Annotated in this window: 20 protein-coding genes; 7 read left to right on the top strand and 13 right to left on the bottom strand. The window is 68.4% G+C overall.

What is annotated here, in order from left to right:
- The first annotated feature begins 311 nt into the window (after positions 1–311).
- Both HNP98_RS03140 and HNP98_RS03135 read left to right on the top strand, forming a co-directional pair.
- Positions 312–1,289 (top strand): c-type cytochrome, encoded by a 978-nt coding sequence (locus HNP98_RS03140; protein ID WP_173808592.1) that lies wholly within the window; start codon positions 312–314, stop codon positions 1,287–1,289.
- Between the two features lie 242 nt (positions 1,290–1,531).
- Positions 1,532–3,220: a S8 family peptidase gene (locus HNP98_RS03135; RefSeq protein WP_173808591.1), complete on the top strand. Its 1,689-nt coding sequence runs from the start codon at positions 1,532–1,534 to the stop codon at positions 3,218–3,220.
- 69 nt (positions 3,221–3,289) lie between these two features.
- On the opposite strand, the gene HNP98_RS03130 is transcribed toward HNP98_RS03135, so the two are convergent.
- Entirely contained in the window at positions 3,290–4,396 is a 1,107-nt protein-coding gene (locus HNP98_RS03130; RefSeq protein ID WP_173808590.1) for a vWA domain-containing protein, read from the bottom strand.
- A 197-nt stretch (positions 4,397–4,593) separates the two neighbouring features.
- Here HNP98_RS03130 and HNP98_RS03125 point away from each other — a divergent pair, with 197 nt between their 5' ends.
- Positions 4,594–4,872: a DUF427 domain-containing protein gene (locus HNP98_RS03125; RefSeq protein WP_173808589.1), complete on the top strand. Its 279-nt coding sequence runs from the start codon at positions 4,594–4,596 to the stop codon at positions 4,870–4,872.
- Between the two features lie 197 nt (positions 4,873–5,069).
- Here HNP98_RS03125 and HNP98_RS03120 read toward each other — a convergent pair whose 3' ends face one another.
- The 5 genes from HNP98_RS03120 to HNP98_RS03100 all read right to left on the bottom strand — a co-directional run bounded on the left by HNP98_RS03120 (position 5,070) and on the right by HNP98_RS03100 (position 11,434).
- A complete protein-coding gene (locus HNP98_RS03120) occupies positions 5,070–6,050 on the bottom strand; it encodes an acyl-ACP desaturase (RefSeq protein WP_173808588.1) in 981 nt (326 codons plus the stop codon).
- A 138-nt stretch (positions 6,051–6,188) separates the two neighbouring features.
- Positions 6,189–7,838, bottom strand: coding sequence for a hypothetical protein (locus tag HNP98_RS03115; RefSeq protein ID WP_173808587.1), 1,650 nt, complete (start codon positions 7,836–7,838; stop codon positions 6,189–6,191).
- Positions 7,839–7,874: 36 nt separating this feature from the next.
- On the bottom strand, positions 7,875–8,774 hold the full coding sequence (locus HNP98_RS22170; protein WP_173808586.1) for a glycosyltransferase: 900 nt from the start codon (positions 8,772–8,774) through the stop codon (positions 7,875–7,877).
- A gap of 84 nt (positions 8,775–8,858) precedes the next feature.
- Positions 8,859–10,187, bottom strand: a complete 1,329-nt coding sequence (locus tag HNP98_RS03105; protein ID WP_173808585.1) for an MATE family efflux transporter — start codon at positions 10,185–10,187, stop codon at positions 8,859–8,861.
- A gap of 245 nt (positions 10,188–10,432) precedes the next feature.
- Entirely contained in the window at positions 10,433–11,434 is a 1,002-nt protein-coding gene (locus HNP98_RS03100; RefSeq protein WP_173808584.1) for a hypothetical protein, read from the bottom strand.
- 117 nt (positions 11,435–11,551) lie between these two features.
- On the opposite strand from HNP98_RS03100, the gene corA reads away from it, so the two are divergent.
- Positions 11,552–12,733 carry a magnesium/cobalt transporter CorA gene (gene corA, locus HNP98_RS03095; protein ID WP_173808583.1) on the top strand — a complete coding sequence of 394 codons (1,182 nt, stop codon included), beginning with the start codon at positions 11,552–11,554 and terminating at the stop codon, positions 12,731–12,733.
- A gap of 79 nt (positions 12,734–12,812) precedes the next feature.
- Here corA and HNP98_RS03090 read toward each other — a convergent pair whose 3' ends face one another.
- Both HNP98_RS03090 and HNP98_RS03085 read right to left on the bottom strand, forming a co-directional pair.
- Positions 12,813–13,364, bottom strand: coding sequence for an AAA family ATPase (locus HNP98_RS03090; protein WP_173808582.1), 552 nt, complete (start codon positions 13,362–13,364; stop codon positions 12,813–12,815).
- A 120-nt stretch (positions 13,365–13,484) separates the two neighbouring features.
- Positions 13,485–16,232 carry a hypothetical protein gene (locus tag HNP98_RS03085; RefSeq protein WP_173808581.1) on the bottom strand — a complete coding sequence of 916 codons (2,748 nt, stop codon included), beginning with the start codon at positions 16,230–16,232 and terminating at the stop codon, positions 13,485–13,487.
- 146 nt (positions 16,233–16,378) lie between these two features.
- Between HNP98_RS03085 and lepB the strand changes: the two genes are divergently transcribed.
- Positions 16,379–17,548, top strand: coding sequence for a signal peptidase I (gene lepB / locus HNP98_RS03080; protein WP_173808580.1), 1,170 nt, complete (start codon positions 16,379–16,381; stop codon positions 17,546–17,548).
- A gap of 265 nt (positions 17,549–17,813) precedes the next feature.
- Here the strand turns inward: lepB and rlmF are convergent, their stop codons facing one another.
- The gene (gene rlmF, locus HNP98_RS03075; protein ID WP_173808579.1) at positions 17,814–18,776 is read right to left on the bottom strand and encodes a 23S rRNA (adenine(1618)-N(6))-methyltransferase RlmF; all 963 of its coding nucleotides are present in this window, start codon (positions 18,774–18,776) and stop codon (positions 17,814–17,816) included.
- Positions 18,777–19,201: 425 nt separating this feature from the next.
- On the opposite strand from rlmF, the gene HNP98_RS03070 reads away from it, so the two are divergent.
- Positions 19,202–19,651 (top strand): RlpA-like double-psi beta-barrel domain-containing protein, encoded by a 450-nt coding sequence (locus HNP98_RS03070; protein ID WP_173808578.1) that lies wholly within the window; start codon positions 19,202–19,204, stop codon positions 19,649–19,651.
- Between the two features lie 375 nt (positions 19,652–20,026).
- Here HNP98_RS03070 and HNP98_RS03065 read toward each other — a convergent pair whose 3' ends face one another.
- From HNP98_RS03065 to mtgA, 3 genes are all read right to left on the bottom strand, one after another.
- On the bottom strand, positions 20,027–21,151 hold the full coding sequence (locus HNP98_RS03065) for a flavin monoamine oxidase family protein (RefSeq protein ID WP_317171031.1): 1,125 nt from the start codon (positions 21,149–21,151) through the stop codon (positions 20,027–20,029).
- 141 nt (positions 21,152–21,292) lie between these two features.
- A complete protein-coding gene (locus tag HNP98_RS03060; protein WP_173808576.1) occupies positions 21,293–21,736 on the bottom strand; it encodes a hypothetical protein in 444 nt (147 codons plus the stop codon).
- 101 nt (positions 21,737–21,837) lie between these two features.
- Positions 21,838–22,608, bottom strand: a complete 771-nt coding sequence (mtgA, locus tag HNP98_RS03055; RefSeq protein ID WP_173808575.1) for a monofunctional biosynthetic peptidoglycan transglycosylase — start codon at positions 22,606–22,608, stop codon at positions 21,838–21,840.
- Positions 22,609–22,882: 274 nt separating this feature from the next.
- Here mtgA and HNP98_RS03050 point away from each other — a divergent pair, with 274 nt between their 5' ends.
- The gene (locus HNP98_RS03050; protein WP_173808574.1) at positions 22,883–25,447 is read left to right on the top strand and encodes a M1 family metallopeptidase; all 2,565 of its coding nucleotides are present in this window, start codon (positions 22,883–22,885) and stop codon (positions 25,445–25,447) included.
- A 178-nt stretch (positions 25,448–25,625) separates the two neighbouring features.
- On the opposite strand, the gene HNP98_RS03045 is transcribed toward HNP98_RS03050, so the two are convergent.
- The gene (locus HNP98_RS03045; RefSeq protein WP_173808573.1) at positions 25,626–26,519 is read right to left on the bottom strand and encodes a LysR substrate-binding domain-containing protein; all 894 of its coding nucleotides are present in this window, start codon (positions 26,517–26,519) and stop codon (positions 25,626–25,628) included.
- Positions 26,520–26,689 lie beyond the last annotated feature (170 nt).

Genomic DNA, 26,689 nt, shown 5'->3' with positions numbered 1-26,689 from the left:
CCGGGGGCTTTAACCGGGAAAGCGGGGCGGAGGTTCACGGCTCGACCGGCGGGGCCCCGAAAGTGTGGAAGCAGAAACAAAAGAGGAAAAAATACCAACGATTCAAGTTAATATGCGTTAATTGCAATAAATAAATTATTATCAGCTTTTGACGGTGGTCTAAAACGGGGTGGTCCGGCGACTTTTCTGTCGTCGGGCCACTCTTACCCATAAACATCGGCTCCGGGTTATTGTCAGAGTGGCCCGACGACAGAAAAGTTGCCGGACCACCCCGTTCTAGACCACCATCCAACTTTTTCCGACGCTGGCTTATGAAACGTATCTTACGAACGCTGGGCTTGCTGCTGGGCTTGGCGGTGGTAGCCGTGGTGGGCTTCGGGTTGTTTGTGGCCGTGCGCGGCATTCCGCACTACGATGTGCCGGCCGTGGCTGCCCCACCCGCGATGCCCACCGGCACCCCGGCCCAACTGGCGCTGGGCGGCAGCATGGTACGGGCCAACTGCGCGGCTTGCCACCGCAACCCCAAGACCAACCGCCTCAGCGGCGCACCGCTGACGGACGTGTTTCCTGGCCTGGGGCACCTCTATTCGCCCAACATTACCCAGGACACCGCCCACGGCATTGCGGCCTGGACCGACAACGAGCTGGCCGCCGTCTTGCGCACAGGCATCGGGCGCGATGGCCGCTACCGCGTCATCATGCCCCACTTCGTGCACCTCTCGGACGCTGACTTGCAAGCCGTGCTGGCCTTTTTGCATTCGGCCGACCCTTCAGTGCAAGCCGATGCCACCCCCACGCCCGCGCAAGCGCCCTCTTTTTTATTGAAAATACTGACGCACACCGTGATGAAGCCTTCGCCGCTGCGGCCCGGTCCGCGGCCCACGCCGGCCCCCACCCCCGCCCTGGCCTACGGGCAGTACCTGGTAACGGGCCGCTACGTGTGCTTTCAGTGCCACTCCCAATCGCACGAGACCAACCAGGAACTGCACCCCGAGCAGTCGGCGGGCTACCTCGGGGGCGGCACCGCGTTCCACGACCGCCAGGGCCGGCTTATTCACTCGGCCAACATCACCGGCGACCAGGACACGGGCATCGGCGACTGGACGCCCGCGCAGCTGGCCGCCACCCTGCGCTTCGGGCAGAGCCCCCACGGCCCCACCCGTTCTCCCATGCCCGTGTTTTCGGCCATGACCGACGAGGAAGTGCAGGGCATTTATGCCTATTTACAGTCGGTGCCCAAAATTAAAAATGCCATTCCCAAGGACGGCCAGCCAGTGGCCGCGCGTTAGGGCCTATGGTTCCGGGCCTCGGGAAAAGTTTTTCGTGTGCGGCACGCGGGGGCCTTTCGATGCCCATAGCCCCATTGCGGCGTCTTGCGCCGGTTGGGCTTGTAGCCTTCGAACACCAGTAGCCCAGGCCTTTTAGGCCGCGGTAGCAGGCTTTGCTTTGGTTTACTTCCATAGATTCTTCCACGAACTGCTTCTGTCGGAAGCAGGTGGTGCCCATCCATTCGCCCACGCTCCGCTTACCTATGCACTCCACTTCTCCCTTATTACTGGTTGCTTGCAGCCTGTTAGCGCTGGCGGGGCAGGCCCAGACTTCCCTAACGCAATGGCACCACCTCGACCCGGCTGCCGACAAGGTGATGGGCATCAGCACGAACCGGGCCTATGAATGGCTGCGGGCGCAGGGCCTGCGCCCAACTGCCCGGCCGGTAATCGTGGCCGTTGTCGACGGCGGCACCGACACCACGCACGCCGATTTGCGCGCCGTGCTCTGGCACAATCCTGGCGAGGTGCCCGGCAACGGCCGCGACGACGACCACAACGGCTACGCCGACGACCTGTACGGCTGGAACTACCTGGGCGGTGCCGACGGGCGCAACGTGTTTTTCAACCAGGCCGAAGAAACCCGCCTCTACGCCCGGCTGCGGCCCCGCTACGAGGGCAAAACGCTGGCCACCGTGCCCCCGGCGCAACGGGCCGAGTTTCGGCTGTATGAGCGGGCCAAACGGAGCTATACCACCAAACGGGCCGAGCACGCGGAAACCTACGCGCAATTTGGTGCGGTACTGACCCAGGCGGAAGCCAGCACGGCCGCCCTCAAAAAGGCGCTGGGCGTGGCCGTGCTCGACTCGGCCCTGCTGCACCACCCGCCCACCGCCGACACGGCCCTGGTGCGGCAGGCCGCCGGGTACTACCAGGAACTGCGGCGGCCGGGCGTGCGCCAGCTACCCAATACCGACTCGCTGCTCAGTGGCCTGCGCCGGTATCTGGGGTCGCTGCAAGACCGCCTCGCCTACGGCTATAACCTCACCTACGACCCGCAACCGCTGGTGGGCGACCACCCGGCCGACCTCACCGAGCGGCACTACGGCAATGGCAACGTGGCCGGCGGCCTGGGCGTGCAGGGCATTGACCACGGCACCCACTGCGCGGGCATCATCGCCGCCGACCGCGGCAACAACCTCGGCGTGCAGGGTGTGGCCGGCCACGTGCGCATCCTGAGCGTGCGGGCCGTGCCCAACGGCGACGAGCGCGACAAAGACGTAGCCAACGCCATCCGCTACGCCGTGGACAACGGCGCGAAAATCATCAGCATGAGCTTCAGCAAATACTTTTCGCCCGAAAAAGCCACCGTGGACGAGGCCATGCGCTACGCCGATGCCCACGGTGTGCTACTGGTTCACGCGGCCGGCAACGACCAACTCAACACCGACAGTACGCTGCAATACCCCACCGGCCGCTACCTCAACGGCCAATTAATTCCGAACCTGCTGACCGTGGGGGCCAGTGCCCAGAGCAACGATGAGCACCTGCCCGCGTCGTTTTCCAACTACGGCCGCCAATCGGTAGACGTGTTCGCGCCAGGCCTCGGCATCGTATCCACCTACCCCGGCAATGGCTACCGCCCCATGAGCGGCACCAGCATGGCCACGCCGGTAGTGGCCGGCATCGCGGCCGTGCTCAAAACCTATTTCCCCCAGCTTACTCCGGCCGACCTCAAGCGCCTAATTATGGCTTCGGCCACGCCCGTTCACACGCAGGTGCTACGGCCCGGTACCAGGCAGCTAGTGGATTTCGCTACCCTCTCGCGGGCCGGCGGCGTGGTGAACCTTTACGAAGCCGTGCGACTGGCCAGCCTGGAACCAGCGGCAACAGCGACCAAGGCAATGACTGCGCCGCGCCATGAACAGCTGAAAAAACGGGCACTGCACTAGCAGTACAAGCAAAACGCCGGACCTAGGCGTTGCCTAAGTCCGGCGTTTTAGACATTCCATCGTCCTAATCTAGAGCGTCTTGCGGCGGTTCTTTTTGTAATCTTCAAACACCAGGTGGCCCAGGCCCTTCAGGCCGCTGTAGTAGGCCTTGCCCTGGTTCACCTCCGTGAACTCCTCCACGAACTGCTTGAGGTAAGGGTCGGAGGTAATCATGAACGTGGTGATGGGGATTTTCACGCGGCGGGCGGCGGCGGCGATGTTCAGCGTCTTGTTCACCACCTTGCGGTCGAGGCCGAAGCTGTTCTTGTAGTAGCCGTTGCCCTCTTTCAAGCACGTGGGCTTGCCGTCGGTGATCATGAAAATCTGCTTGTTGGGCGTTTTGCGCTTGCGCAGCAGGTCCATCGCCAGCTCCAGGCCGGCCACGGTGTTGGTGTGGTAGGGCCCCACTTGCAGGTAGGGCAGGTCCTTCACCTCAATCTGCCAGGCGTCGTTGCCGAACACAATCACGTCGAGGAAATCCTTGGGGTACTTCTGCTTCACCAGCTCGGCCAGGGCCATGGCCACTTTTTTGGCGGGCGTGATGCGGTCCTCTCCGTAAAGAATCATCGAGTGCGAGATGTCAATCATCAGCACCGTGCTGGTCTGGCTCTTGTGCTCGTTTTCGCGCACTTCCAGGTCGCCCTCGGTCAGCATGAAGTTGTCGTCGTCCATGCCGTGGTTGAGCTGGGCGTTGCGGATGGACTCGGTCATCTGAATCGATTCCAGCGAGTCGCCGAAACGGAACTCGCGCAGGTCGGTGCTCTGCTCGTCGCCCTGCCCGGTGTGGGGCGTGCGGTGGTTGCCGGTACTGCTCTTTTTGAGCTTGCCAAAAATCTCCTCCAGGGCCGACTTGCGGATTTTCTGCTCCGACTTGGCGGTGATTTTAAACTCGCCTTTTTTCTGCTCGTCCTCGTCGATGTAGCCTTTCTTTTTCAGGTCGTCGATGAAGTTGCCCATGCCGTAGCCGTCGTCGGTGAGGCCGTACTGCTTGTCCAGCTCGTTGAGCCAGGACAAGGCCTCGCCCACGTCGCCGCTGGTGATGGTGACGAGCTGCATGAACAGCTTAAACAACGATTCAAAGCCCTTTTCGGGCTGGTCTTCGGGTACAAAATCGCGGAAGCGGAAGCCAGTAGCCATATCATTTAACAGTTAGCAGTTATCATTTAACGCCCGGAGGGCGTAGGCGCTCAGGTGGCGGTTGGCAAACACCTGAGCGGGCGTGGATGTTCAATGCCAGCGCAGCCCGGCTGCTACCCATTCCAACAGCCTCTGCGTACCAAGGAAACGCCCGCGCCGTTTGGGTGTTAAATGACAACTGTTAACTGTTAAATGATATGAAAGCCGTTTGGAACAACACCGTCGTGGCCGAGAGCGACGCCACCGTAGTGGTCGAAAACAATCACTACTTCCCCGCCGATTCCCTCAAAAAAGAATTTTTTGAGGACAGCATCGCCCACACTTCCTGCCCCTGGAAGGGCCAGGCCAGCTACTACTCGCTGCGCGTGAACGGCGAGCAAAACAAGGACGCCGCTTGGTACTACCCCACGCCCAAAGACGCCGCCCAAAACATCAAGGGCTACGTCGCCTTCTGGAAAGGCGTGAAGGTCAGCTAGTAGAGTAAACAGGGCATTTGGCAGGTACCCGGTTTGTTCCTGCCAAGCAGCAAAACGACGGTCATGCCTCGGTTGCGCTCGGCATGACCGTCGTTTTGCTGCTTGGCAGGAACAAACCGGGTAATTTTAAACGAAAAAAGCCGTTTCCTACCCAGGAAACGGCTTTTCTGATGATAACTGAGGCCGGCAGCGCGGCGCTACGAAATCCACTTGAACTTGTATTCCAGCTTGGGCACTGCCATGCGGTCGCTCACGCGGCGCAGGCGGGCGGGCAGGGCCATCACGTAGTCGCGGGCCTTCTCGGCGGGGCCGGTGAGGCCGCCGATGCTGCCGATTTTCCAGTCGCTGAGCAGCGTGTCGAGGATGTCGGTGTAGTCGGCGCTGGTGTACACGCCCAAGCGCTGGGCGGCGTCGGTGAAATGGCCGTAGGTTTTGCCCATGTCGATGCCCAACTCGCGCATGTAGTGGGCGGGCATCACGATTTTCTTGCGCATCATGTCTTCGAAGGCCAGCATCATCTCCGAGGGGTCCACCTCAAAGATCTTCTCCACGAAGGTTTTGTAGGCGCGGGCGTGGCGGTTTTCGTCGCCGGCAATCATGCCGCAGATTTTGGAGAGGCCGTCGTCGCCGGCGGTGCGGGCGAGCTGGCCCACGCGGCGGTGCGAGATGTTGGTGGCCATTTCCTGGTAGCTCGTGTACACGAAGGCGCGGTACGGGTCGTGGGCCGTGCCCAGGTCGAAACCATCGTTGATGAGGTACTGGGTGCTCATCTCAAATTCGCGCATGTTCACGCGGCCGCTGAGGTAGAGGTAGCGGTTGAGCAGGTCGCCGTGGCGGTTTTCCTCGGCCGTCCAGCCCCGAATCCACTGGGCCCAGCCGTTGTTGTTGTCGCGGTTCAAGTCGTCCAGCTCGTGGAACCACGCCTCGTAGTTAGGCAAGGCCTCCTCGGTGATGGTGTCGCCGATGAGCACGGCCAGCAGGTCGTAGCTCAGGTTGCCGGCCTTCTCGCGCAAGTCGCGCACTTCGTCGAAAAACGTGTCACGGCGCGAATCGGGCAGGTAATCAGCGGGTTGCCAGCTGTCCTCCACTTTTTTGAGAAAGGTGTAGATGTTTTCCTTGAGGTAGCCTTCGAGGTGTTGCAAGACCTCGCCGCGCGAAATCATCGTGGTGCTAAGCATGGGGGGTGGAAGCGAAAACGTGTGATAATAATGAAGTAACTGTTTTCGGGACTGCAAAGGTCCACTGCTGGGCTATTCAGCGGGGTACAATATTATGGCTTATACGAGCCCAAGCTCCCTCTCGGATGAGCCAGGACCTCAAAACGACGGGCCGGGCCGGTAGAAGCGCAGGCTCGAATCGGTGGCCAGCGCGGGCCCGGGGCGCAGGGCCCACCGCTGGCCGGGCGGCCCCCGCCGCGCCGCCGCGTTCAGCCACGCCGCTTCGGGCGCGGCCAGCACCCACGCCGCGCCGGGGGGTGGCCGCCGGGCCAGGCGGCGCAGGGCCTCGGCCTGGCCCGGGGCCCCGGTGAGGGCCCGCCGCAGCGCCGGCTGCGAGGCGTCGTGCGCGGGCCAGCCGCTCAGGCCCAGCACGGCCCCGGGGCCCAGCGCGTAGCTGCGGAAGGGCGAGAGGCTTTTGAGCAACTCGGTGGTGCCGGCCAGCACGCGGGGGCGGCCGGCGGTGCGCCGGGCCAGCTCGGCCAGGGTGCGCTCGTGGCGGGCCCGCTCCAACCCCAGCACCAGGCAGCGGTGCGCGGTTTTGGCCGCGTAGGCCGCCAGCACCAGCGCCACGACCACGCCCAACGCGTAGCGCGGCCCCGGGAGCCCCCCACCTGGCAGCCCCAAAACAGGCGGCTCCGACGGGCTGGCCAGCAAAAATATCAGGTTGTTCAGCAGCCAGAAATCGAGCAGCGGCAGGGCCAGGCGGGGCGGCAGCTTCAGGGCCCCGGCCAGCAGCAGCAGGGCCCCGGCAAAGGCCGCTTGCACCCCCCAGAAGCCCCGGCCGCGGGCGGGGCCGCGCCGCCGCGCCAGCGCCCAGCTCGCGGCCAGGGCCAGCAGCAGCGGGAAGTAGTCGCGGGCCAGCAGCGGCAGGCGCTCGGCCAGCTTGGCCGGCACGGTGCGCCCAAAAAAGGTAGCCGCCTCGAAGCGGTAGGCGCGGCGGTAGAGGGCGGGGTTGGTGGCGGTGGAGTCGCCGAGCAGCCAGAGGCGCGTGGCGGCCACGCCGAGGCGGTCGGCGGCGGTGCGCGGCGCGGGTTGCAGCTGCTCGTAGTCGAGCACCTGGGCCAGCAGCGTATCATAGGCGCGGGTGCGGGCCCCGGCGGCCGACTGGCCCAGGGTTTCGAGGGCCGTGGCCCCGGCCAGCAACAGCCCGGCCCCCAGCAGCAGCGGCGCGGCCCGCCGCCAGCCGCCGGCCAGCAGCAGCACACCGGGCACCGCCGCCGCCGCGCCCAGCGCCGCCACGCCCGGCCGCAGCAGCCACGCGGCCAGCAGCGCGGCCAGCCCCAGCAGCAGCGGCCCGCGCCGCCCCGGCCGCCGCGCCGCCCACAGCAGGGCGGCCCCCGCCAGCAGCGCCGCCACCCGCACGTGGCTGAACCACAGCCAGTGCTCGAGCCAGCCCGCGCCAAAAAAAACCGCCAGCGCCCCCGCCCGGGGCCCCGGCCGCAGCCAGGGCCCGAGCAGCGCGTCCAGCACGTCAAACGCCCCCACCGTGGCCAGCGCCAGCAGCGCCGCCAGCAGCAGGCCCAGCCAGGGCCCGGCCGGGGCGGCCGCGTAGGCGGCGGCCAGCGCGTGGCCGTAGCCGTGGAAATAGAGGGCCACCGCCGGCACCGGCCCCGCCGCCGCCACGCCGCCGAACAGCCAGGCCAGGGCCCCTTCGTCGTTGGTTTCGTAGTAGCTGCCCAGGCCGGCCGCCACGGCCAGCGCCAGGCCCAGCGGCAGTGGTACTACGCGAACGGAACGACGGGCAAACACGGGGCGGGGGGACGGATTAGAATGGGGCGGCCAAAGCTACGCGCGGCCGCCGCGCAGGCGGCTCCAGGCGGCCAGGAGGCGGTCGGCCGGCGCGGGGGCGGCCACCTGCCGGAGCAGGGCGAACAGAGCCCGGGCCTCGGGGTGGCGGGCGCGGCGCACGGCCTGGCGCAGCTCCCAGCGCAGGCGCACGGCCAGGGCGGCCCGCTCGGGCGCGGTGCGGCACAGGGCCAGGGCCTTGGCGCACACGGCGATGGTGGAGGCCAGGTACGGGTCGCGGGGGCGGTAGGCGCGGGCCGACATGGCGCGGGGGTGCAGGCGCTTGCGGGTCGTCACGGCGTCGAGGTAGTCGAACTGCCAGTCGCGGCTGGCCCGCACCCAGAAATCAAAGTCCTCGTAGGCCAGGGCTTCGTCGTAGCCGCCCAGGCCGAGCAGGCAGGCGCGGCGCATGAGCATGGTGGGCGTGCTGATGAAGTAGCGGGCTAGCACGTCGGCCAACACCCAGCCGCTGGCCGGGCGCAGGCGGACGGGGGCCCCGGGGTAATGATGAAGGCCCAATGCGCGGCCCTGCTCGTCGATCAGCTCGGCGTTGGAATACACCACGCCGTAGCTCGCGTCGAGGGCCTGGAACTGGGCCACCTGCCGGGCCAGGCGGTCGGGCAGCAGCACGTCGTCGGTGGCAAAATCGAGCACGAACTCCCCGCGGCTCTGCCGAAACGCCTGGTTGAAGGCCCGGCAGTTGCCCACGTTGTCGGGCAGCAGCAGCAGGTGCCAGGCCGGGTGCGCGGCGGCGTACGCGCGCAGGATGGCCGGGCTGCCGTCGGTGCTGGCGTCGTCCACGAGCCACACCTCCAGGTGCGGGTAGGTTTGGGCCGCCACCGAGTCCAGCGCCTCGCGCAGGAACGGCGCGTGGTTGTGGCACAGGGCCACCACCGTCACGGCCGGGGGTTGGGAAGCAGGGCGGGCGGCGGGAGAGATGGCGGGGGGAGTGAGGGGGCGGGAAATGCTTTCAAAAATAGGCCTTCATGCTATTTGCCCGTCGTTGCCCACCCCTTGCGCCTCCCGCGCGCGCCCGGCCCGCAGCTGGAAAAACACGCACCCCAGCAGCAGCAGCCCGTAGCGCAGGGCGTGGGCCCACACGGCCCCGGCCAGGCCCAGCGCCGGCAGCAGCCCGGCCAGCAGCGCGGCGTAGAGCCCCGCCGAAACGGCCTGCACGGCCACGTAGCGCCCCGCGCGGGCCCGGGCCGTGAGCTGAAAGATGAACACCCAGCTCAGGAACTTGGCCCAGTCGCCCAGCATCTGGGGGGCCAGCAGGGCGCGGGCGGCCAGCAGGCGCGGGGCAAACAGCAGCGGCAGCAGCTGGTCGCGGGCCACGAACAGGGCCCCCAGCCCGAGCGCCAGCCCCGGGGCCAGCAGGGCCAGCACGCCGCGCAGGTAGCGGCGGGCCGCGGCCGGCTGCCCCGCCAGCGCCGCCAGCCGCGGGTAAAACACGCTGCTGAGCACGGCGGCCACCACCATCGAGTAGTTGTCGGAGAGCTTGGCGGCGGCCTGCCACACGTCGGCCCGGGCCGGGCCGAAGCGGGCCAGCAGCAGGGCCCGCACGGCCATGTCCACGGCCCGGCCGAAGAAGATGTTGCCCACGGCCATCAGCCCGAACCGGGCCAGGCCGCGCAGGGCCGCCCGGCTGGGCCGGGCCACCCACCGCCGGCCCAGGCCCCGGAGCACCCCGGCGCGGGCGGCCAGCGCCAGGGCCGGCACCACGGCCAGGCCCTGGCCCACCACGTAGGCCAGCAGCACCGTGGGCAGCGGCCAGCTGCGCCCCGGCCCCAGGCCCGCCGCCACGGCCCCGGTGCCCAGGGCGGCCACCGCCACCGCCAGTGCCACGAACGCGCGCAGCTCGCCGGCGGCCAGCAGCGCCGTGCCCAGCAGGGCCTGCGCCGTGCCCAGGGCCACGCCGCCCACCAGCACGGCCCGCTGCCCCTGGCCCGCGGCCAGCCCCGGCCACAGCGCCAGCCCGGCCGCGCCCAGCAGCAGGGCCCCCGCGTTCAGGGCAGCAGCCGCGCCCAGCCAGGCCCGGTAGCGGGGGCTGCCGGGGCGCAGCGGAGCGAGGTACTTCACCAGGCCCACGTGGGTGCCGTCCACGGCCAGGGTGGTGAGCAGGGCCATGATGCTCTGCACCTGCGAAAACGCCGTGAGCCCCCCCACCGGGGCGTAAGTGGCCACCAGCTTGCCCACCACCACCGCCCCCGCGGCCCGCGCGGCCAGGCCCACGGCGGTGGTCAGGGAGCCGCGCACGAAGCCCCGCCAGGGAGCGGCGGCGCGGCGCAGCAGCGGAGCAGGGCGAAGGGGCAAATCCGGGGGCATGAAAACGCGGGCCCGTAAAGAACGATACGGCCGGGGCTTCCCAACCGGCCGCAGCACCCAACCGTTTATCGATGCCCTCCGAACAGCCCCCGGCACTCGACCAAACGCGTGGCAGGAAAGCCACCGCCCCCCACAGGAAAACCTTTTCCCGTCAGCAGTCACGCAGCGCTCCGGCCAGGGCACGCCGCTCGCTCCGCACCAGGCGAGGCAAGCCCCTGCCCCGCCGCCTTACTTCACAGGTCCTTTTCCCAGCTCAGGCGCAGGCCGGCCGTGCCCCCGAGGTGGCGCTTGAAGCGCAGCAGCGAAGCGTTGGGGCCCGTGGGCAGCGTGGACGTGCCCAGGTCGAGCACCGCCATCCCGCTGGCCCGCCCGAAGGCGTGCAGGCCCTCGTTGAGGAGCACCACGGGGCTCAGCGCGTTCTGGCTGAGGGGGCTGGCGGGGTAGAAGTTGTAGAGCACCCGCTCGCTCACGCGCACGGCCACCGCGAGGGCCGCCCACTCGCCGCCGGGGCCCCGCACCGAAAACAGGAAGTGGTCGTCGGGGAACGCCTCGAACAGGGCCTCCAGCCGCGCCAGGGGCAGCGGCGGGGCCTGCCCCCGCTCCTGCCGGCACGCGCTGAGGAAGGCGTGGGCCCGGGGCAGAAACCAGCGGTGCTCCTGCTCCACCACCAGGCCGTGGCGGGCGCACTTGTGCAGGCGGCGGCGCTCCGAGGGGTGCAGGCCGGCGGCGTAGGCGCGGGCCAGGTCGAGGTGGTAGTTCTGCTCGGCCAGGGCCACCCGGTAGCCGCGCTGCGCCAGGGCCTCGGCCTGGGCGGCGGCCCCGGCGGGGCCGTAGCAAAACGGGTGGCCGCGCAGCGCCAGCCGCCGCTGGCCGAGGCCCCGCAAGGCCGCTTCGGCCGCTTCGAGCAGCGGGTGCACAGCCGCCGCGCCCAGGCCGGCCGCCAGCTGCACTGCCCCGAACGGGGCCTGCCCCGGGCTGCGGGCCCGGCCGGTGGCGGCGTCCAGCACCACAAACAGCTGGCCCACGGTGCGGCCCCGGGCGGCGTCTTCCAAGTAAAAGCTGAGCACGGGGCCCGCCGGGGGTTGCAGGGCCTGGTGCGCGGGCCGCAGGAACAGCAGCGGCTCGAAGGCCAGCGGGTGGCGCGGGGCGGCGGGCCCCGGCGCGGGCGCGGGGGCCCACACGGCCAGCCCCGCGCCGGCGGGCCCGGCAGCGGCAGCAGCAACGGAAAACGGCATGGAAGCGGACACGGCAGGCGGCGATGGGCCCGGCAAAGTACGGGCCCGCCGCGCCCCGGCCCAACCCGGCTGCCCGGCGGGCGTATTTTGCGGGCGCATTTCCCTCTTCCGTTTCGCATGGCCCCTTCCGCCCCGCCCCCCGCCGCCCCCGCCGCCGAACGCACCGACGCCCCCGCCGCCGAACGCGCCGCCGAACGCCAGGCCCGCACCCAACGGGTGGGCCAAAAGCCCGGCACCCTCACCGTGCGCCCCGACGCGCCGCCGCCCCGCCTGTTTCTGATGCTCTACGACGCCCAGGGCTGCGACGAGGCCGAGTACACGGGCCGCTACGACGAGCTGCTGGCCGCCGTGCGGGCCCAGCCCGAGCGCCGGTACTGGCTCGATGTGCGCGGCTACGGCGACCTGCCCCTCATCGAGCGGCTGATGGAAAACTTTAACCTGCACCCGCTGCAGATGGAAGACGTGCTCAACGACGACCAGCGGGCCAAGGTGGAGGTGTTCGACGACAACCGCCTGTTCCTGGTTTCGCGCATGGCCGAGTTCACCGCCGACCTGGAAATCGACGACGACCAGCTCTCCATCTTCACGGGGCCCAACTACGTACTCACGTTTCAGGACGACTACGAGGACTGCCTCGACGTGCTGCGCAACCGGCTGCGCGTGGCCAACAGCCAGCTGCGCCAGCGCCCCAGCGCTTACCTGGCCTACGCCCTCACCGACGTGGTGCTCGACCACTACTACCCCACGATGGCCGCCGTGGGCGACTACATCGAGGAGCTGGAAGACGGCATTTTCGGGGCCCGGCGCGAGCGGCGCCTGCTGGGCCGCATCCTGCGGGTGAAGAAGGACGTGGTGCGCCTGCGGCGGCTGGTGTACCCGGAGCGCGACAAAATCGCGGAAATCCTGCGCCTGCCCGACGAGGCCGTGCCCGAGGCCGTGAAGGTGTACTACCGCGACTGCTACGACCACGCCATCCAGGCCCTGGACCTGGCCGAGAGCTACCGCGACAACATCAGCAGCCTGGCCGACCTGTTCCTCTCCGACCAGAGCAACCGCATGAACGAGGTGATGAAGGTGCTGACCATCATCAGCTCCATCTTCATCCCGCTGAGCTTCATCGTGGGCCTCTACGGCATGAACTTCCAGCACGACGACGGCCACGGCCACCTGCTGCCCCTCAACATGCCCGAGCTGTACAAGCCCCTGGGCTACCCCATCCTACTCGTCATACTGGTGCTCATCGTGGCCGGCCAGCTCTATTATTTCTGGCGCAAAGGCTGGCTCTCGAGCGACGATTGACTTTAATTAAAAATAATGAATTAAAAATGGGGATGGAGCAGCATGTGTACTGTTCCATCCCCATTTTTAATTCCCCTCCTCACTTGCCCAGCACGGCCTTCACCTGGCGCACGCGCTCGGCCACCGTGCCCTCGACGCAGGTGTAGGGGATGCCGAGCAAATCGAGCTGCATGAGGGTGGCGCCCTGCTGCACGGTGCGCAGGGCCTCGGGCCCGCGCCAGCCGTCGGCCTCGAACGGGATGGACGGCTGGCACACGATGGTGTGGGCGTAGCGGGCGCGGCAGGCCCGCACCATTTCCAGCAGGCGCGGGTCGCAGGCCTGGTAGTAGAAGTACGAGTAGAGCGCCGTGGTGATGGCGCTGGTGTCGACGAAGAGGAACCGCCGGGCCTCGGCCATCACCTCGTCTTCGAGTTCCACGTGGCGCTGGGCAATGCGCAGGTGGTCGGAGTAGCTGATGTCGCCGTTTTTCTCTTCGGTGAGCTGGCGGCCGTACTCGGGCACCCACACGGTGCTGTAGGCGGCGGCCAGGGCGCGGCAGAGGGTGGTTTTGCCGGTGCTTTCGGCCCCCATGAGCACGATCCGCGCCGGGGCGTCGTCGGGGGGGTGAGCGGAAGAAACAGATGGATTCATATATCGGGTTGCTGATACGAAAATTACCGGCGGCCGGGGGTGCCAGCGGCGCAATTCGTCCAACGGACCGTTTTTCCCCGCCGGCTCCGGGCTGGGCCGGACGGGCGGCTCCACCCCCGGCTACGGCGGGGGGCGCAGCTCGGTGCGGCGCAGCTCGCGGCCCACCAGGTGCACCAGCTGGTAGGTGCCGGTGGGGGCGCTGTAGGCCAGGCCCACGCCGGTGCCGGTGCTGGCCAGGGGCTGCCCGCCCAGCAGTTGCCCCCGGGCGTCGAACACGTAGGCCAGCCCGGGGCCCGGCTCGCCCACGGCCACCAGCTGCCCGCCGGCCCCGAAGTCGAAAAACTGCGTCGGCTTGGGCCCCGACGTCACAAACGCCCGCGACACCACCGGGGCGGCGCGGGGGGGCAGGTAGAAATCGTAGCGGCCGCCGTCTTCGCGGGTGAGGCCGTAGGTGCGGCCGCCGCCCGCCGCCGGCACCAGCCGGAAAGTGGCCGTGCGGCTCCAGGTGGCCACCCGGCGGCGGGCCACCACGTCGCCCACCAGCGTGAAGGTGACCAGCTCGCCGTGCTGGTTGACGACCGTGAGGCGGGTGCGGCCCAGCGTGCTGCCCGCCGGCCCGGCCAGCCCGCCCGCCAGCCGGGCCCCCACGCTCAGCGGAAAGCCCGGCAGCAGGCCCCCGCGCTGGTCGTAGGCGTAGACGTAGCCGTTTTGCAGCGGGCACACCACCACGTCGCGCCCGCCCACGCTCAGCAGCGCGGCGGCCCCGGCCAGCGGAAAATCGAGCCGCTTGGGGGCCCAGCCCGGGTACTGCCGGCCCTGGGCGTCGAGCAGAAACAGGGCCCGGGGCCCGGCGGTGGCCAGCAGGCGCGGGGCCCCGGCCGCCGGGGCGCTGGCCTGCAGGGCGGTGGCCCGCACGGTGTCGGGCAGGTTGAGGGGAAAGGGCGGGGCCTCGCGGCCGTCGGCCAGGGCCAGGCGGTGCAGGCGCGGGCCGGCGGCCAGCGCCAGGCCCCCGGGCGCGCCCGGGCCGGCGGGCAGCGGCGCGGCCCCCGCCAGCGGGGCCCCCAGCGAGTCGGCCCACACCACGCCGTTGTCGGGGCTTACGAAGTAGGCCACCCCGGCCGAGTCCTGCACCAGGGCCGCCGGCGCGCGCGCGCCCGGCACGGCCAGCAGCAGCGGCGTGCCCACCAGCGGGGCCCCGAAGGCCAGGCCCCGGCCCGCGGCCGCCCCGGCCAGGGCGGCCGCGCCCTCGCCTTCGCCGGGCCGGTGCAGCAGCAGGCGGCCGTAGTACCGGGCCCCGGGGGCGGCCTCGTCGGGGGCGGGCACCAGCTGCCAGGCCAGCTGCGGGAAGCGCTGGAACAGGGCCTCGTTGCGCAGCAGCCCGGCGCGGCGGTCTTCGGTGAGGGCCCCGAGCAGGCCGTTCCAGGCGTTGCGGGTGTCGAGGTAGAGGCCCAGGCGGGCGCGGGGCAGCGTGCGGGCCAAAAAGGCGGCGTAGGCCGGCGAGCGGGCCCAGGTGCGGCCGGCGGCCACGTCGGCCAGGGCCCCGCCCAGGGTGGCGGCGTCGGCCAGCACCAGGTAGCCGTCCACCAGGGCCCCCACGGGGGCGGGCTCGGCCTCGCCGGGCGCGGCGGGGGCTAAAAGCGGCTTCACCAGCTGGCCGATGGCCACGCCCAGCGGGTGCATTTCGTAGCCCCCCACCCGCGTGAAGGCGGCCGACTGGCCCGTGCGGCGGCGCACCTCGCCCAGCCAGCGGGCGGTGCGGGCCGGGGCCGGGCAGCGCAGGTAGGCCAGCCGCCCCGACGCGGCCCCCGGCGCGGCGGCCGCCAGGTAAGCCACCGCCATTTCGGGGCCGAAGCTGGCCGCCAGGCTGTCGAGGGCCGTGCGCAGGCCCGCCGAGTCGGCCGCGGCCGGGCCCGCCGGGGCCCGCGGGCGCACGGCCAGCCGCAGCACCAGCGCCGTGCGCGTGGGCAGCACGCCCGCCAGCCCAAAGGGCTCGGCGGGCTGGCCGCGCACCTGGGCTTGCAGGGCCCCCCGGGCGGTTTCGGGGGTGGCGAAGCCGGCCAGCTCGGCCACGGGGCCGGCCAGCTTCAGGCCCAGCAGGCCGTCGGCGGCCAGGGTGGCCAGGGGGTCGAAGCGGGCGTGGGTTTCGGGCCGGAACAGCACGTCGAGCAGCTGCGGCAAGCGCCGGAAGTTGAGCCACAGCGCGGCGTCGGTGCCCGGCACGCGCAGCACGTCGGTGTCGGCGAAGCGGGCCAGCACGGTGGGGGCCCGGGGGTGGCGCAGGCGTTGCACCACGGCTTCCACCAGGGCGGCGTTGGTGCTCAACACCCAATGGTTGCGGTAGTTGAACACCGTCAGGCTGCTTTCGGTGCGCACCTCGGTCAGCACGCTCAGCGCCTGGCCGTCGAGCAGGCGCTGGCGCAGGCGGTAGCGCCGGTCGCGGCCCAGGGTTTCGAGCAGGCCCCGCGCCTGCCGGTATTCGCGCACCGAGGCCAGCGGCACCTGGTAGAGCACGTCGAACGCGCCCGGGCCCGTTACGTGCACGGAAGTCACGACCTGCTTGCGGCCCAGCAAGTCCAGCAGGCTGCCGGTGCGGCCGTGGCCGCCGGCCAGGCTGTCGGCCACGGCCAGGTGGCCGGCGGCCAGCTGCACGTAGCGCACGGCCGTGAGGTTGTCCCAGAGCTGGATTTCCTGCAAGTGGCGCACCAGGGCGGGGTGGTCGCGGGTGGTGAGCACGAGCACGGCGTCGTCGGGCACCAGGGCGTAGGCGTCCACCGGCTCGGCGGCCACGGTGCGGCGGTAGTACACGTAGGTGGCCAGCGCCAGCAGCAGCGCGAGGGCCACGAGCAGCGCCCAAAGCTTGCGGGACATTTAGGGGGGCGGGGAGCGGAAAGTGGGAGGCGAAAGTACGGCCCCGGGCCCCTACCCGGCCCCGGGGCGCTGGCGGCGGCGCGTTCAACAATATTATAGCGCTATTTTAGTTCTTCGCCAAAATCTTTCACGCCACCCCCCACGCCATGCTTTTCCCTCGTTTCCAACGGTTCCGCCGCGCCGCCCCCGCGCCCCGCCCGCCCAAAAGCACCGCCCGCCAGTGGGCCGATTCGCTGCTCTTTGCGGTGGTGGTGGCCTCGCTCTTTCGCTGGTCGGCCGTGGAGGCCTACGTCATCCCCTCCGAAAGCATGGAGCCCACGGTGCTGGTGGGCGAGTACATCGCCGTGAGCAAGCTGCACTACGGGCCCATTACCCCGCAAACGCCGTTGCAAATCCCCCTTACCCACCAGAAGGACCCGCTGTTCGGGCTGAAGTCGTACTCCGACTTGGTGCAGCTGCCCACCTACCGCTTTCCCGGTTTCAGCCGCATCCGGCGCAACGACGTGGTGGTGTTCCACCTGCCGCACGAGCCGCAGTACCCGGCCGACCTGCGCACCAACTACATCAAGCGCTGCGTGGCCGTGGCCGGCGACACCCTGGAGCTGCGCCGCGGCCGGGTGTTCATCAACGGCCGGCCCAGCCCGCTGGCGGCCCCGGCCCGCACCCAAACCACCTACTTCCTGGCCGTGCCCGCGCCCAACGACGACGTGCGCCGGGCCCTGCACGCCCGCGGCGTGGTCGACTACCAACGGCCCGGCGGCGTGCCCGCGGCCGAAACCGACCCCGCCACCGGCCGGCTGGGCTACTACATCAGCTGCCCGGCCGCGGTGGCCGCCGATTTGCGCCGGCAGCCCTTTGCCACGGCGCTCACGGAATTTGCGCCCGCGGCGGCGCTCTTCCCCGACGTGGCCGATTTCGGGGTTTCCGGGGCCCAGAGCGCCGGGGCGCACCGTTGGCAGCTCGGCAGCTACGGCCCGCTGCCGGTGCCCAAAAAGGGCCAGGTGGTGGCCCTCACGCCCGCCAACGCGGCGATTTATTACAAAATCGTGTCGCAGTACGAGCCCAACGAAAACATCAGCTGGCGCGACGGCATGATTCAGCAAAACGGCCGGCCGCTGACGCGCTACACCATCCGGCAAAACTACTACTTCATGATGGGCGACAACCGCCTCAACTCCGAGGATTCGCGCTTCTGGGGCTTCGTGCCCGAAGACCACGTGGTGGGCAAGGCCCTGTTCATCTGGCTCTCGCTCGACCCCAACGCCGACCTGCTGCACCGCGTGCGCTGGGACCGGCTGTTCCGGGCGGTGGTGTAGCAGCCAGACCTGTTCTGACAATCAGCAAAAAGAACGGTTCTGCCCAGCTGAGGCACTTTTTGGCGGCGGTCTAAAACGGGGTGGTCCGGCGACTTTTTCCGTCGTCGGACCACTCTTGATTTATAACCTGGCGCTGCTGTTTTTTGGTCAGAGTGGCCCGACGAAGCCCTTCGGGCAATTCGCCGGACCACCCCGTTTTAGACTATCGCCACTTTTTTATTAAGAGGTTAAGCCTGCTGCTTGCATCAACTTCGCCCCCGGCGCATTAACCGCCGTCCCACCGCGCTTGCCGCCAGGCGGCCTGCTGGGCGGGCGTGAGGAACGTCCAGGCCACGAGGCGGCTTTTTTTCTGGCCCTGGGCCATGTCGATGGTTTGCACCGCCAGGGCCCCGGCCCGGTGCAGGGCGCGGTGCAGGCCGGGCAGGGTTTCCTTTTTCGAAATCAGCGTGGTGTACCAAAAGCACGCGGCCGGGCGCTGCTGGCTTTCCCGCACCAAGTGGCCCACGAAGGCGGCCTCGCCGCCCGGGGCCCACAGCTCGGCGGGTTGCCCCCCGAAGTTCAGGACCGGCCGGGGGCCCCGGGCGGTGCCCAGGTTGGCCGTTTTGCGCCGGGTGCCGGCCGCCGCTTCGGCCGCCGAGGCGTGGAACGGCGGGTTGCAGAGCGTGGCGTCGAACACCTCGCCGGGCCGGACGATGCCGTCGAACACGCGGCGGGCGTCGGGCTGCCGCCGGCATTCGATGGCCTCGGCCAGGGCCCCGTTGGCGGCCACAATTTGCTGGGCGGCGCGCAGGGCCCCGGCGTCCACGTCCGAGCCCACGAAGCGCCAGCCGTACTCGTGGTGGCCGATGAGGGGGTAGATGCAGTTGGCCCCCACGCCCACGTCGAGCACCCGCACGCCGGGGCCCCGGGGCACCGCGCCGCCGTTGCGGGCGGCCAGCAAGTCGGCCACGTGGTGCACGTAATCGGCCCGGCCGGGAATGGGCGGGCACAGGTAGCCGGCCGGCAGGTCCCAGTAATCCACGCCGTAAAAATGCCGCAGCAGCGCCTGGTTCAGGGCCTTCACCGCGGCGGGGTCGGCAAAATCCACCGACTGGTCGCCGAACGGATTGGCCCGCACGAAGCCGGCCAGCGCCGGACTACTTTTTATTAGTTGTGGGAAATCGTAGCGGCCCCGGTGCCGGTTGCGCGGGTGCAGCGCGTCCTTGCTGGGGCGTTCGGGCGGCGGCATGAGCTAAGAGGGTTTGAACGGGGCTGCCCACGCGGGCGAGCCGCAAGGTAACGCCCTTGCCGCAGCGGTGGGCCCGCTTCCCGGCCCGGGCCCACTGCCCGGGCCCCGCCGCGCCGGCAGCCAACCGGCCCCCTGGGCCGGAAGGGCCCGGCGCAAAAAAATCAGGGCTCCGGGCCAGTTAAAAAAGCGGCTTAAACGACTGATTAGCATTTATTGCTTTTTCAATTATAATTATTACTTATTTTATTGAACACATTGTATCCCACTCATTGTTAAGCGCTTTACCTCGGCCTAATTGTCGGGGTTAGCCTACTCCATCGGGCTCAAAAGATGGCTGACCAACTAGTAATTGAGTGAACAGTATTAAACTATTAGGATGTAGCTTATTGACCGTAACGGGGCTTGGCGCGCATTTTTTCCGGACCTTGCCGCCCCGCCCGGGCCCCACGGCCGCACCGGTTTTGGTGCCGCACGCAGCCGTTCAGCCGGAGCGCCGGCCCCGCCCGGCGGGGTTGCAGGCGCTGGCGGCCCGCGGGCCCGTGTACACGGTGACGGCCACGGCCTACTCGGCTGTGGCGGGCCAGACCGACGACGAGCCGTTCGTGACGGCCGACAACTCCAATATTCCGGCGGGCTACAGCAGCCGCATCCGCTGGCTGGCCCTCTCGCACGACTTGTTGACGCGCTGGGGCGGCCCCTTTGAATACGGCGACACGGTGCGGGTGGCGGGCATTTCGCCCACCCTCGACGGCGTGTACACGGTGCACGACACCATGAACCGCCGCCACCACCACTGCCTGGACGTGCTCGCCTGCCCCCGCGAGCGGTTCGACGTGTTTCAGCCGGGGGTAAAAATCCGGCTGGTTTCGCTGTAGCCGGGCCGTAGCCAAGGCCACCCGGTGGCCACGTGATGGCCGCGTGCCGGGCGGCCCGGAGTCCAGTCAATATTGCCCTGACCGCCAATACTCTGGGGTGAGCTGTCCATTACTAGCCGACGAAAGCGTGGCCGGTACCGCTTTGGGACCACCCTCTGGCAATGACTGGCAGCAGCACTTGGTTTCCGTGGCGGCAGTTGTGGCTTCAGCAGCTTAGGGGCCCTAAAAAGGCCGTTTGGATAATATAGCACGGGGTAGAGACGCGTCCTTGCGTCTCAGGCTTGAACAACTTGCCCGGGTACTGCCCAATGGCTCCGTTCAACCCTGAGACGCAAAGATGCGTCTCTACATCGTTCTAAAGGCCAGGAAACCAAGCTAAACGAGGGCCCCGGCCAGCTGCCGCAGCACCTGCGCCGCGGCCCACTGGCCCGATTCCACGGCCCCGTCGAGCCGGCCCCACTCGCTGAGCGAGGTTTCGGCGCCGGCCCAGTGCAGGGCCCCGGCCCAGTGCGGCTGGCGCAGCAGCGCGGGGCCCCGGAGCGGCACTGCGGGCGGGGCGGGCGCGTCGCCGGGCACGCTGGTCAGGGGCTCCCGGGTCCAGTCCAGCTCGTGGTAGGCCAGCGGGGTGAGGGCCCCGGGGCCGAACACGCGGGCCAGCTGGGCCAGTACCACGGCTTGCCGCTCGGCCACCGGGGCGGCCCGCAACGGGTCTTCGGCGGCGAAAAACCCGAACAGCGCGCCTAGCGGGCCCGTGGCCGGCGAGGCGTCGTGGATTTCGACCAGGGGCCCCACCTGGCTCACCGCATACCCCGACCAGCCCTGCGCCCGCCAGAACGGCGCGGCGTACACCACCACACTTTTCATGGCGTGGCTCATCCAGGTGGGCACGGCCTGCATGGCCTGGCGCAGCGGCGCGGGCAGCGCGGGCACAAACCGGATGCTGTGGGCCACCAGGCGCGGCGGCAGCACCACGGCCGGGGCCCGGTGCTGCTCCGTGCGGCCGGCCTGCTCCACCGTCACCTCCACCCCGTCCGGGCCGGGCAGCTGGCGCAGCTGCGCCACCCGGGCCCCCAGGTGCAGGCAGCCCGCCGGCAGCTGCCGGGCCAGGGTGCGGCAGAGCGCCGCCGCCCCGCCCGCCACGCGCAAGTACCCCGCCGAGCCCGACGGGTTGGGCACGCGGTGCACGCCCTGGGCGGTTTCGTAGGCCGTGGCCCCGGCGCTGGGCTGCACGAAGGGCCGGGTGCCCAGCTCGGCCAGCAGCCGCATCAGGTACGGGTGGTGCGCCCAGCCCCAGGTGGCGCCCAGGTCGAGGTGCTCGTCGGCGGGGGCCCCGGGCAGCGCCGGTACGGCCAGGGTGCGGCCGCCCACCCGGTCACGGGCTTCGAGCACCCGCACCGACTGCCCAGCCGCCGTAAGGGCCCGGGCCGCCGTGAGGCCAGCTAGGCCGGCGCCAATAATGATAATTGGCGCTTGTGCTGCCGGATTAGAGGTGGAGGCCAATGGGGAATCTATCGGAGTTAATGACATGCTTCCGGGCAACCACGATTGGGCGACTTTTGATTAGCGGCGGGGCCCCAGGGCTGGTTGCGCGGGGTATTTGGGGGCGGGTCTGGTGGGCGACGAGGCGTATGATTGGCCTAATTATTCTGCGTGTTTCTGGGACCCATTTTCATTGGCTTTGGAGTCGTATTCAAAATTCCCACTTCCTAGCTGCCCAGCATTACCGACATGTGTAATCCAATAGTCGCCACCACTTTCGTAATACCAAGGTCCCCGCTCTCTTATCAAATCACCTTGATGAACTTCGTATTGATTATTAGGTTTTAAATGCAGTATGCAGTTAGGACACTGAGGATAAGCAGTTAGAGCATAAGTGCCGATAAATCTGTTTTCTTCCTTTTTATGGTTGTAAAAACGCAAACCTATCAAGAGTAATAACAGTCCTGCACTAACACTTATTTGCATAAGCGCAAGTAGCTTTTCCGAAGGGTATTTTACTTTAAACCAGCGTTTTATTCCGTACAATGCTGATAAGCACAGCACCGCATAAATGAAATAAACCATTACAATTCCAAGCGCTGCCATTTAGATTTTCTAATTGAATTACCATTAATTATACTTTACCCGCCTTTTATTTTCTACGTGCTCAGCTAAAATAAATTAATTCTGGACCTGTTTACTTCCCCTCACTCCCCGGTAATCTCCGCTACGTAGGCGGTGCCGCCCAGGCGGTGCATGTTGCGCAGCACCCTTAGTTGCTTGGCGCGGGCCACGGGGCCGGGGTCGGAGGCGCGGAAGCGGAGCGGGTTGGGCAGCACGCCGGCCAGCAGGGCGGCTTCGGGGGCCGTGAGGCGGTCGGCCGATTTGTGGAAGTACCGCTCGCTGGCGGCTTCCACGCCGAAGGTGCAGTCGCCCATTTCGGCCACGCTCAGGTACATTTCCATGATGCGGCGCTTGCTCCACAGCGTTTCGATGAGCACCGTGAAGTAGGCCTCGGCGGCCTTGCGCACATAGCTGCGGCCCTGCCAGAGGAACACGTTTTTGGCCACCTGCTGCGAGATGGTGCTGCCGCCCACGATGTGCTTGCCGTCGCCGTTCCAGTTGCGCTTGGCGGCGTGCACCAGGGCGTCCACGTCGAAGCCGTGGTGGATGAGAAAGCGCTGGTCCTCCGCCGCTACCAGGGCCAGGGGCACCGTGGGCGCTACCTCGTCGAGGGTGCGGAAGCGGTAGCGGATGTGGCGCGCGCCCTCCCCCTGGATGCCGTAGTAGCCCAGGCCCACCGGTGCGTGGGCCCGGCGGTCGAGCATGAGCCAGGTAGCCGGCGGGGCCACCCAGCGGTACACCAGCACCCACGCCACCGACGCCAGAAACAGCGCCGCCCCCACTTGCAAAGCCAGCCGGGTGGCCTGGCGGAGGTAATACACGGATTTCTGGCGGGCGGAGGAAACGGGCGGCATGCGGGCAAAAGTACGTCCAGGGCGCGGGCTGCCGGCTTTTCGCCGGCTGCCCGCTAATCGTTGCGGCGGGACAAAGGCGTTTGGGGCCCCGGGCAGCGGCTGCCAACCGGTGCAACGATTACCGGGCCGGGAGCATCTGGGGCCCCGGGCTTCTGCATCCTGGCTGGCCTGATGATTACCGGGCAGCCGGCGAAAAAGCCGGCCGCCTGGGTCGAGTCCATCCTGTAGAACCAGCCGCTTGGCTGGATGCGCATTTTGCCGCGAGCTTTGCCTCATGACGCTCTTCCGCTCCTGCGCTTTCCTTCTATTGCCCCTGGGGGCCCTGGCCCAGCGCCGCGCCGCGCCGGCCGTACCCGTGCAAACCGGCGTGTCGGCGGCGCTGGCGGCGCAGCGGGCCCAGGCCCTGCGCCGCGTGGCTTACACCTTGGACCTTGTGCTGCCCGGGGCCCCTACGCAGCCCGTGGTGGGCATCGAAACCGTGCGCTTCGAGCTGCGCAAGGCGCCTACCGATTCACTGTTGCTCGACTTTAAAGCCCCCGCTGGGGCAGTGCACCATTTAGCAGTAAACGGCCAAACGGTGGCGCCGGTGCAGCGGCGCGAGCACGTGCTCATTGCGCCGCGCTACCTGCGCCGGGGGCCCAACGCGGTGGCACTGGACTTCACGGCCGGCAGCCGCTCGCTGAACCGCAACCCCGAATTTGCCTACACGCTGCTCGTGCCCGACCGCGCCCGCACCGTGTTTCCGTGCTTCGACCAGCCCGATGTGAAAGCCACGTTTGCCCTCACCCTCACGGTGCCCGCCGCCTGGCAAGCCGTGGCCAACGGGCCCCTGGCCGATTCGGCCCGGGCCCCGGGCGGCACCAAAACGTACCGCTTTGCGCCGTCCGATACCCTCAGCACCTACCTGTTTGCCTTCGCGGCGGGCAGGTTTCGGCACCTCGAACGGCAGGCCGACGGGCGGCCAATGCACTTTTATTACCGCGAAACCGACACCGCCAAGCTCGGCCGTAGCCTGGGGCCCATCTTTGACATTCAGGCGAGGGCCCTGAAGTTTTTGCAGGACTACACGCAGCGGCCGTACCCGTTCCAGAAGTTCGATTTTGTGGGCATCCCCGATTTCCAGTACGGCGGCATGGAGCACCCGGGCACGATTGACTACAAGGCGGCGTCGCTGTTTCTGGACGGCGGGGCCACCCGCGAGCAGCTCAACGGCCGCGCCAACCTGCTGGCCCACGAAACGGCCCACATGTGGTTCGGCGACCTCGTGACCATGCGCTGGTTCGACGACGTGTGGACCAAGGAGGTGTTCGCCAACTTCATGGCCGACAAAATCAGCACCGTCACCCAGCCCGACGGCGACTTCGACCTCAAGTTCGTCACCGACCACTACCCCGCCGCCTACGCCGTAGACCGCACCGCCGGGGCCAACCCCATCCGCCAACCCCTTGACAACCTGCAAGCCGCGGGCTCACTCTACGGCAACATCATCTACCACAAAGCGCCCATCATGATGCGCCAGCTGGAGCTGCTGATGGGCCCCGACGCCTTCCGCGACGGCCTGCGCGCGTACCTGAAGCGCTACGCCTACGGCAACGCTACCTGGCCCGACCTCATCGCCATCCTCGACGCCCGCACCCCCGCCGACCTCCAGGCCTGGAACCGGGTGTGGGTGAACGAGCCCGGCCGGCCGGTGTTCGATTACGAGTTACGCACGGCCCGGGGCAAAATCAAGTCCCTCACCCTCAGCCAGAAAGGCGAGGATGGCAGCGCCCGCACCTGGCCCCAGGCCTTCGCCGTGGCCCTCGTGTACGCCGACCACGTGGACGAGCTGCCCGCCGACATGGCCGGGGCCCACCTGCGCCTGCGCGCCGCTGAAGGCCGCCCTGCCCCGCAGTACGTGCTGCTGAACTCGTCGGGCCTGGGCTACGGGCGCTTCCCCATCGACGCGCAGGGCCTCCCGTACCTGGGGGCCCTGGCCAGCCCACTGATGCGCGCCGCGGCCTATATTAACCTGAACGAGAATCTACTAGCGGGCCAGGCCGAGGCCCCGGCGCAGGTGCTGGCCCTGCTGCGCCCCCTGCTGGCCCACGAGCCCGAGGAGCTGAACCTGGCCCTGCTGCTCGACCAAGTATCCAGCTTGTTCTGGCGCTTCACCCCGCCCGCCGAACGCCCTGCCCTGGCCGCGTCGCTGGAGCCCGAACTGTGGGCCGCCGTGCAGCAAGTGGGGCCCCCAAACCTCAAGAAGCTGCTGCTCAAGGCCTACGCCGGCCTGGCCCTCAGCCGCGGGGCCCAGGACCGCCTCCACGAAATCTGGCAAACCAAGCAGCCGCCCGCCGGCGTCGTCCTCACCGAAGACGACTACACCGACCTGGCCGCCGCCCTGGCCGTGCGCGCCTACCCCGATTACGCGCAGATTTTGCAAACCCAGCTGGCCCGCATTCAAAACCCCGACCGCCGCCAGCGCCTGCAATACCTGCTGCCCTCGCTCTCGGACGACGTAGCGGTGCGCGACGCCTTTTTCGCCAGCTTATCCGACGCTAAAAACCGCGAAAAAGAAGCCTGGGTGGCCGCCGCCCTCGCCTACCTGCACCACCCGCTGCGGGTGGCGGCTTCCGAAAAATACTTGCCCCAAAGCCTGGCCTTAGTAGAAGAATTGCAGCGCACGGGCGATATTTTCTTCCCCCAAACCTGGCTGGCGGCCACGCTGCGCTGGTACCGCACGCCCACGGCGGCGGCCACAGTACGCAGCTTTTTGCAGGAAAGACCCAACTATCCCGCGCCGCTGCGGGCGAAGATTGAGCAGTCAGCCGATAACCTTTACCGCGCCGCCAAGCTGTAGCCTGGACGCTGCGAGTCCGCTCAGTTGAACGGACTCGGCGCGTGCAGCGCGGACTTTGTAGTCCGCGGCTCTCGCTTCGTCCTGCCGGTAATTGGGCATCGACCGTTCAGAGCCGCGGACTACAAAGTCCGCGCTACAACCGTGCTACCGGCCAACGCCCGGACTCGCAGCGTCCAGGCTACACCAGGGCCACCAAGGCTTGCAGCAGGGGCCCCGGGCGGGCCGCCAGGTAGGCCACGCACTGCGTGAGCACCACTTCGGCCGCGCCGGCGGGCACGCGCAGCGGCCGGGCCACCACGCCCGGCACCCGCTCCAAATCGAAGAACGAGGGCACAAAGGCGATGCCAATGCCCAGGCTGACGAGGTTGCTGAGCAGCTCCAGCGACGACACTTCCTGCACGATGGCCCCGCGCCGGCTGAAGCCCGCCTGCTGGCAGAGGTGCTCAATCTCGTCGTACACCGGGTGCAACGGGCGGCTGATTTCCACCCATTTCTCGTGCGCCAGGGCCCCCAGCGGCACCTCGGCCAGCCCCGCCAGCGGGTGGGCGGCGGGCAGGGCCACGGCCAGTCCGCCCTGGCCGAAGGGCCGGGCCGCCAGCTCGTCGTGCAGCAGCGGCAACAGCGTGAGGCCCAGGTCGATGGTTTCGGCCAGCAGCGCCTCCTGCACGGCCCGGAAGGTGGGCAGCTCGTGGAGGTGAAACTGCACGTCGGGGAAGTGTTGGGCGAAGCGCTGCACGATGCCCACCAGGCGGTCGGGGCGCAGCAGCTGGTAGTAGCCCAGCTCCACGGTTTTGTGGGGGGCCCCCACGCGGCGCACCGTTTCGATGGCCTCGCGGCTGAGGCGCAGCAGGCGCTGGGCATCGGCCAGAAACGCGGTGCCGGCCGCGGTGAGCACGACTTTGCGCTGGCGGGTGCGCTGCTGGTGGTCGAACAGCTCGACGCCCAGCTCGCGCTCCAGCAACTGAATCTGCTGGCTCAGGGCCGGCTGCGACACGCACAGCCGCTCGGCCGCCCGGCCGTAGTGCAGGGCAGTGGCCACCTCGGCGAAATAGCGCAGCTGGCGAAGTTCCATGTCCGCAAAGCTCGATAAGAATTTCTTATTGGCGTCATAAGGAACTGATATTGGACTTGGGGCCCTAACGGGCGTTAGTATTGCGAGTCGGCTGGTCTATTCAAGGCGGTTGAATTGTGCCTGCAAAAAGGCCGTCATGCTCATCTGGCGTCCGCGCAGCCGAAGCATAT

This window comes from Hymenobacter caeli, assembly GCF_013294115.1.
Lineage (GTDB): Bacteria > Bacteroidota > Bacteroidia > Cytophagales > Hymenobacteraceae > Hymenobacter > Hymenobacter caeli.
Note: the sequence above shows the minus strand (reverse complement) of the source record. Positions and strands in the feature narration are given on the sequence as shown.